This window comes from Pseudomonas karstica, from assembly GCF_009707515.1.
GTDB classification, from domain to species: domain Bacteria; phylum Pseudomonadota; class Gammaproteobacteria; order Pseudomonadales; family Pseudomonadaceae; genus Aquipseudomonas; species Aquipseudomonas karstica.
In genome coordinates, this window is record NZ_WLYI01000027.1 from 87,455 (window position 1) to 94,729 (window position 7,275).

At 61.7% G+C, this 7,275-nt stretch carries 5 protein-coding genes; all 5 read left to right on the forward strand.

Features of this window, described 5'->3' with window-relative positions:
* Nucleotides 1-35: 35 nt before the first annotated feature.
* The 5 genes from GIR22_RS19220 to hutG all read left to right on the forward strand — a co-directional run bounded on the left by GIR22_RS19220 (nucleotide 36) and on the right by hutG (nucleotide 6,816).
* Nucleotides 36-1,559: an HAL/PAL/TAL family ammonia-lyase gene (locus tag GIR22_RS19220; RefSeq protein WP_154744849.1), complete on the forward strand. Its 1,524-nt coding sequence runs from the start codon at nucleotides 36-38 to the stop codon at nucleotides 1,557-1,559.
* Between the two features lie 114 nt (nucleotides 1,560-1,673).
* Nucleotides 1,674-3,212 (forward strand): histidine ammonia-lyase, encoded by a 1,539-nt coding sequence (gene hutH / locus GIR22_RS19225; protein ID WP_154744850.1) that lies wholly within the window; start codon nucleotides 1,674-1,676, stop codon nucleotides 3,210-3,212.
* A gap of 160 nt (nucleotides 3,213-3,372) precedes the next feature.
* A complete protein-coding gene (locus GIR22_RS19235) occupies nucleotides 3,373-4,782 on the forward strand; it encodes an amino acid permease (RefSeq protein WP_154744851.1) in 1,410 nt (469 codons plus the stop codon).
* Between the two features lie 16 nt (nucleotides 4,783-4,798).
* Complete coding sequence (gene hutI / locus GIR22_RS19240; RefSeq protein WP_154744852.1) at nucleotides 4,799-6,004, forward strand: imidazolonepropionase; 1,206 nt, start codon at nucleotides 4,799-4,801, stop codon at nucleotides 6,002-6,004.
* Between the two features lie 11 nt (nucleotides 6,005-6,015).
* The gene (gene hutG, locus GIR22_RS19245) at nucleotides 6,016-6,816 is read left to right on the forward strand and encodes an N-formylglutamate deformylase (protein ID WP_178122354.1); all 801 of its coding nucleotides are present in this window, start codon (nucleotides 6,016-6,018) and stop codon (nucleotides 6,814-6,816) included.
* Nucleotides 6,817-7,275 lie beyond the last annotated feature (459 nt).

The window sequence follows — 7,275 nt, forward strand, 5'->3', positions numbered from 1 at the left end:
TGGGAACGATCAAACGATCAATCAAGAGGCTAAAGATGTCCCAGGCAGAAAAAATCATCATCGCCGACGCCCCGTTGCGCTGGCAGGACGTGGTCGCTGTAGCCCGTCACGGTGCCGTGCTCGAACTGTCGGGCACGGCCTGGGCGCGGATCGACAATGCCCAGGCCATCGTCCAGCGTATCGTCATCAGCGGCGAGCGTGCCTATGGCGTCAACACTGGCCTGGGGGCCTTGTGCAACGTCTCGCTCATGGGCGAGCAACTGAGCCAACTGTCACGCAACACATTGCTCAGCCATGCCTGTGGCGTCGGCGCAGCGCTGAGCGATGAGCAGACGCGGGCAATCATCTGCGCCGCCATCATCAACTACAGCCAGGGCAAATCCGGCCTGCATCCGCAGGTAGTGCATTCGCTGCTGGCGCTGCTCAATCACGGCATCACGCCGCAAGTCCCGTCCCAGGGCTCGGTGGGTTACCTGACGCACATGGCCCATGTCGGCATCACTTTGCTCGGCGTCGGCACTGTCAGCTACCAGGGCCGTATCGTTGCGGCGCATGAAGCGTTGGCGGCCGAAGGGTTGCAGCCGGTTGTGCTCGGTGCCAAGGATGGCCTGTGCCTGGTCAACGGCACGCCATGCATGACCGGCTTGAGCTGCCTGGCCCTGGCCGATGCCCACCGCTTGCTGCAATGGGCCGATGTGATCGGCGCTATGAGCTTTGAAGCCCAGCGCGGTCAGATCGACGCCTTCGATGAAGAGATCATCGCGCTCAAGCCGCACCCGGGCATGCAGCAAGTCGGCATCAACCTGCGTGCGTTGCTCGACGGCAGTGAGGTGCTCGCCACAAGCAAAGGTATTCGCACCCAGGATGCTCTGAGCATTCGTTCGATCCCGCAGATCCACGGTGCGGCTCGTGATCAAGTTGAACACGCTACCTGCCAGATCGAGACCGAACTCAACAGCGCCACCGACAACCCGCTGGTCCTCGGCACACCGGACAACTACCGTGTAGTGTCGCAGGCCAACCCTCACGGGCAGTCCGTGGCGCTGGCGGCCGATATGCTGGCCATCGCCATGGCCGAAATCGGTGCCGTCGCCGAGCGCCGCCTGGACCGCCTGATCAACCCGCACGTCAGCGGTTTGCCGGCCTTCCTGGTGAGCAATCCCGGGGTCAACTCGGGGATGATGATCGTGCAATACGTCGCCGCCTCCCTGTGTGGGCAAAACCGCCAACTGGCGCAACCGGCGGTGCTCGACAACTTCGTTACCTCGGGCCTGCAGGAAGATCACCTGAGCATGGGCACCAACGCCGCCCTCAAGCTGCACCAGGTACTGGAAAACGTCACCCAGATCCTCGCCATCGAGTACCTGCTGGCGGCCCAGGCCTTCGAGTTTCTCCAGGAGCAACGCTTCGGCGCGGGCACCGATTCCGCCTGGCGCCTGCTGCGCAAACACGTCCCGGCCTACGACCAGGACCGCTGGCTGGCGCCGGACATCGCGACGACGGCAACGCTGCTCAAGGACGCCGACCTGTTGCAACGGACCCTGGCAAATCTTCACTGAAGTTTTCTCAACAATAACCAGCGTGCCAAGCCAGCTGTTCCTCTAAAAGAGGCCAGCGGCGGATAACGGAAGCATCCGGAGCGACTGGTAGTTAACAACACTCTCAAAAGGAGCATGAATGTGACTGCGCTAAACCTGATTCCAGGCCAACTGAGCCTTGGCCAACTGCGGGCTATCTACCAGCAGCCGGTAACCCTCACCCTGGATGACAGCGCCTCGGCCCAGATCGAAGCCAGTGTCGCCTGCGTAGAGCAAATTCTCGCCGAGAACCGCACCGCCTACGGCATCAACACCGGTTTCGGCCTGTTGGCCTCGACCCGCATTGCCAGTGAAGACCTGGAAAACCTCCAGCGTTCCCTGGTGTTGTCCCACGCCGCTGGCGTCGGTGAGCCGATCAGCGATGCGCTGGTACGGTTGGTCATGGTGCTCAAGGTCAACAGCCTGAGCCGTGGTTTCTCCGGGATTCGCCGGCAGGTGATCGACGCGCTGATCGCACTGATCAACGCCGAGGTGTATCCGCATATTCCTCTGAAAGGTTCGGTGGGGGCGTCCGGCGACTTGGCGCCTTTGGCCCACATGTCCCTGGTACTGTTGGGTGAAGGCAAGGCCCGCTACAAGGGCCAATGGCTGGAGGCGACTGATGCACTGAAAATCGCCGGACTGACGCCGCTGACCCTGGCTGCGAAAGAAGGCCTGGCGCTGCTCAACGGCACCCAGGTGTCCACCGCGTTTGCCTTGCGCGGGCTGTTTGAAGGCGAAGACCTGTTCGCCGGTGCGCTGGCCTGTGGCGGCCTCACGGTGGAAGCGGTACTGGGCTCGCGCTCGCCATTCGATGCACGTATTCATGCGGCCCGTGGCCAGCGCGGCCAGATCGATTGCGCTGCGGCCTACCGCGACCTGCTGGGCGAGAGCAGCGAGGTGTCCAAGTCCCACCAGAACTGCGACAAGGTTCAGGACCCGTACTCTCTGCGTTGCCAGCCGCAAGTCATGGGCGCCTGCCTGACCCAGTTCCGCCAGGCGGCTGAAGTGCTGGTGATCGAAGCCAACGCGGTTTCCGATAACCCGTTGGTGTTCGCAGCTGAAGGTGATGTGATTTCCGGCGGTAACTTTCACGCCGAACCGGTGGCCATGGCGGCCGATAACATGGCCTTGGCTATCGCCGAGATCGGCTCCCTGAGCGAGCGCCGGATTTCCTTGATGATGGACAAGCACATGTCGCAATTGCCGCCGTTCCTGGTGGCCAATGGTGGTGTGAACTCCGGATTCATGATCGCCCAGGTGACCGCCGCGGCCCTGGCCAGTGAGAACAAGGCGCTGGCCCATCCTCATAGCGTCGACAGCCTGCCGACCTCGGCCAACCAGGAAGACCACGTGTCCATGGCGCCAGCCGCCGGCAAACGCCTGTGGGAAATGGCCGAGAACGTGCGTGGCATTCTGGCTGTGGAGTGGCTGGCTGCCTGTCAGGGCCTGGACCTGCGCGATGGCCTGAAAACCTCGCCGAAGCTGGAAAATGCCCGCGGAATGCTGCGCAGCAAGGTGGCATTTTATGAGAAGGACCGCTTCTTCGCACCGGACATCAATGCCGCCAGCGAACTATTGGCCAGTCGCTGCCTGAATGAGCTGGTGCCGGCGAAATTGTTGCCGAGCCTGTAACCCCTGATCGTTCCCTCGCTCGGCGTGGGAACGCATCCTGCGACGCTCCGCGTCGCGACTTCAAGAGCGGACGCAGAGCGTCCAGGGCGGCATTCCCACGCCGAGCGTGGGAACGATCTTCGTACGGGTTTTCTCAGACAAGAATAATTAGGGACGAGAAATGCACCAGCAAGAAAAGGGTTTGAAACGCGGGCTGTCTGCTCGCCATATTCGCTTCATGGCCCTGGGGTCGGCGATCGGTACCGGGCTGTTCTACGGTTCTGCCTCAGCCATCCAGATGGCCGGTCCGGCGGTGTTGCTGGCTTACCTGATCGGTGGCGCCGCCGTGTTCATGGTCATGCGCGCCCTGGGTGAAATGGCCGTGCACAACCCGGTGTCCGGCTCGTTCGGTCACTACGCCAGCACCTACCTGGGGCCAATGTCGGGTTTTATCCTCGGTTGGACCTACGCCTTTGAAATGATCATCGTCTGCCTCGCCGACGTCACCGCCTTCGGTATCTATATGGGCTTCTGGTTTCCTGAAGTCGCCCGCTGGATCTGGGTATTGGGCATCGTCTTTGTGATCGGTGGCCTGAACCTGTGCAACGTCAAAGTCTTTGGCGAAATGGAGTTCTGGCTGTCGCTGCTCAAGGTTACGGCCATTGTCGCGATGATCCTTGGTGGTTTGGGCATCATGCTGTTCGGCATTCATTCGTCGGCAGATGCACCGGCCACTGGGCTGAGCAACCTGTGGGCCCATGGCGGGTTCATGCCCAATGGTATCGGCGGCCTGATTGCCTCCTTTGCGGTGGTGATGTTTGCCTTCGGCGGCATAGAAATCATCGGCATCACCGCCGGCGAGGCCAAGGACCCGCAACGCGTGATTCCCCGGGCGATCAACGCGGTGCCGTTACGCATCCTGTTGTTCTATGTGCTGACGCTGTTTGTGCTGATGGCGATCTACCCATGGCCGCAAATCGGCAGCCAGGGCAGCCCGTTCGTGCAAATTTTCAGCAACCTGGGCATTGGTTCGGCGGCGACCATCCTCAACATCGTGGTGATCTCCGCTGCGGTTTCAGCGATCAACAGCGACATCTTCGGCGCTGGCCGCATGATGTACGGCCTGGCCCAGCAAGGCCATGCACCCAAAGGCTTCGCCCGACTGTCGAAACAGGGTGTGCCGTGGATGACCGTAGTGGTGATGGGCGCGGCATTGCTGGGCGGTGTGGTACTCAACTACCTGATCCCCAAGGACGTGTTCCTGCTGATTGCCTCGCTGGCGACCTTTGCCACTGTTTGGGTATGGCTGATGATCCTGGCCACCCAGGTGGCGATGCGCCGCTCGATGACCAAAGAGCAGATCGCCGAACTGAAATTCCCGGTGCCGTTCTGGCCCTACGCGCCAGCAGCGGCCATCCTGTTCATGCTGTTTATCTTCGGTGTGCTGGGTTATTTCCCGGACACCCAAGCCGCCCTTGTGGCTGGCGCCGTATGGATCGTGCTGCTGATCGCTGCCTATTTACTGTGGGTCAAGCCCGCAGCGGGGCAAGCAGCCAAGGTCCATTACGACCCGGTCGTGTCCCACCGATAACTGACGGAGACGTTGGATGAAAACGCTTTGGCAACACTGCCACGTCGCAACCATGGCCCAGGGCAAGTACTCGATCATTGAGGATGCCGCCATAGTGACAGCCGATACATTGATCGAGTGGATCGGCCCCCGCGCCGAGCTGCCGGACGGCGACTATGCCCAGGCCCATGACCTGCAGGGGGCTTGGGTCACACCGGGGCTGATTGACTGCCATACCCATACGGTGTTCGGCGGCAATCGCAGCGGTGAGTTCGAAAAGCGTCTTGAAGGCGTGAGCTACGTCGAGATCGCAGCGGCCGGTGGCGGCATTGCCAGCACTGTGCGTGCAACCCGCGCGGCCACGGAAGATCAATTGTTCGACAGCGCCCACAAACGCCTGGGCAGTTTGCTGCGCGATGGCGTGACCACGGTGGAGATCAAGTCCGGCTACGGCCTGGACCTGGCCAATGAACGCAAGATTTTGCGGGTGATCCGGCGCCTGGGCACAGAGCTTCCTGTCAGTGTGCGCAGTACATGCCTGGCGGCCCACGCGTTGCCGCCGGAATATGCCGACCGTGCCGATGACTACATCGAGCACATCTGCCAGGAAATGCTTCCGGCCCTGGCGGCTGAAGGGCTGGTGGATGCGGTGGACGCTTTCTGTGAATACCTGGCGTTTACGCCTGCGCAGGTGGAGCGTGTGTTTATCGTCGCACAGCAACTCGGCCTGCCGGTGAAACTGCATGCCGAGCAGCTGTCGTCGCTGCATGGCTCCAGCCTGGCGGCGCGGTATCAGGCGTTGTCGGCGGACCATCTGGAGTTCATGACCGAAGACGATGCTATCGCCATGGCTGCCTCGGGCACCGTCGCGGTGCTGTTGCCGGGAGCGTTCTACTTCCTGCGGGAAACCCAGTTGCCGCCGATGGAAGCCTTGCGCAAGCACGGGGTGAAAATCGCCATCGCCAGCGACCTCAACCCTGGCACCTCGCCAGCGTTGTCCGTGCGGTTGATGTTGAACATGGCCTGCACCCTGTTCCGCATGACCCCGGAAGAAGCCCTGGCTGGCGCCACGCAACATGCAGCCACTGCGCTAGGCATGGGCCAGACCCATGGGTCGCTGGAAGTGGGCAAGGTCGCGGACTTTGTCGCCTGGCAGATCGATCGTCCCGCCGACCTGGCCTACTGGCTGGGGGGCGAGTTGGATAAACGCGTCGTGCGCCACGGCGTCGACGTCACTGTGTAAGGAGTAGCTCTGTGGATAAGGTTCTGAACTTTAAACGAGGCCGTGTGCCGCTGCTGATCAGCATGCCCCACGCCGGCCTGCGCCTGACGCCTGCCGTTGAGGCGGGTTTGATTCCCGAGGCGCAGAGCCTGCCGGACACTGACTGGCATATCCCCACGTTGTACGACTTTGCCGAGGAACTGGGCGCCAGCACCCTGGCCGCCGAGTACTCGCGGTTTGTCATCGACCTGAACCGGCCGTCCGACGACCAGCCGCTGTACGTCGGCGCCACCACCGGCCTGTACCCGTCCACGCTGTTCGACGGCGTACCGCTGTTTCGCGAGGGATTGGAGCCATCCAAGGAAGAGCGGGCAACTTACCTTGAGCAGGTCTGGGAGCCCTACCACCGTACTCTGCAAAACGAGCTGGCCCGGCTCAAGGCCGAGTTCGGCTACGCATTGTTGTTTGATGCCCATTCGATCCGCTCGGTGATCGCGCACCTGTTCGACGGAAAATTGCCGGACTTCAACCTCGGCACCTTCAATGGTGCCGCCTGCGACCCGCAACTGGCCAGCCAGCTGGAAGCCATCTGCGCCGCTCACCCGCAATACACCCATGTGTTGAACGGGCGCTTCAAGGGCGGCCATATCACCCGGCATTACGGCAACCCGGCGCAAAATATCCACGCGGTGCAGTTGGAGCTGGGGCAGTGCACTTATATGGAAGAGTTTGAACCGTTCCGTTATCGGACGGATTTAGCCGAACCGACGCAAGTAGTGTTGAAGCAGTTGCTGGAAGGGTTTCTGGCCTGGGGGCAGCAGCACTACCGGTGATAGGTATCTGGGTTTTGAAACCGCTGAAGGTCCTGCGGCCCTTATCGCAGCCTCGTACCTCGACAGCGGCTACAGAAGCCCGTCGATCACCGATCACCTGTAGCCGCTGGCGCAGCCTGCGATCGGCTGCGCAGCAGTCGCCTGGGTTTTGAAATTGCCGAAGGTCCTTCGGCCCTTATCGCAGCCTCGTACCTCGACAGCGGCTACAGAAGCCCGTCGATCACCGATCACCTGTAGCCGCTGGCGCAGACTGCGATCGGCTGCGCAGCAGTCGCCTGGGTTTTGAAATTGCCGAAGGTCCTTCGGCCCTTATCGCAGCCTCGTACCTCGACAGCGGCTACAGAAGCCCGTCGATCACCGATCCCCTGTAGCCGCTGGCGCAGCCTGCGATCGGCTGCGCAGCAGTCGTTTGGGCCTTGAGATTGTTGAAGGTCCTGCGGCCCTTATCGCAGCCTCGTA

What these genes read in the sequence shown, in the direction of transcription:
- GIR22_RS19220 (WP_154744849.1), top strand. Translation starts at nt 36, where the DNA reads ATGTCCCAGGCAGAAAAAATCATCATCGCCGACGCCCCGTTGCGCTGG.
- hutH (WP_154744850.1), top strand. Translation starts at nt 1,674, where the DNA reads ATGAATGTGACTGCGCTAAACCTGATTCCAGGCCAACTGAGCCTTGGC.
- GIR22_RS19235 (WP_154744851.1), top strand. Translation starts at nt 3,373, where the DNA reads ATGCACCAGCAAGAAAAGGGTTTGAAACGCGGGCTGTCTGCTCGCCAT.
- hutI (WP_154744852.1), top strand. Translation starts at nt 4,799, where the DNA reads ATGAAAACGCTTTGGCAACACTGCCACGTCGCAACCATGGCCCAGGGC.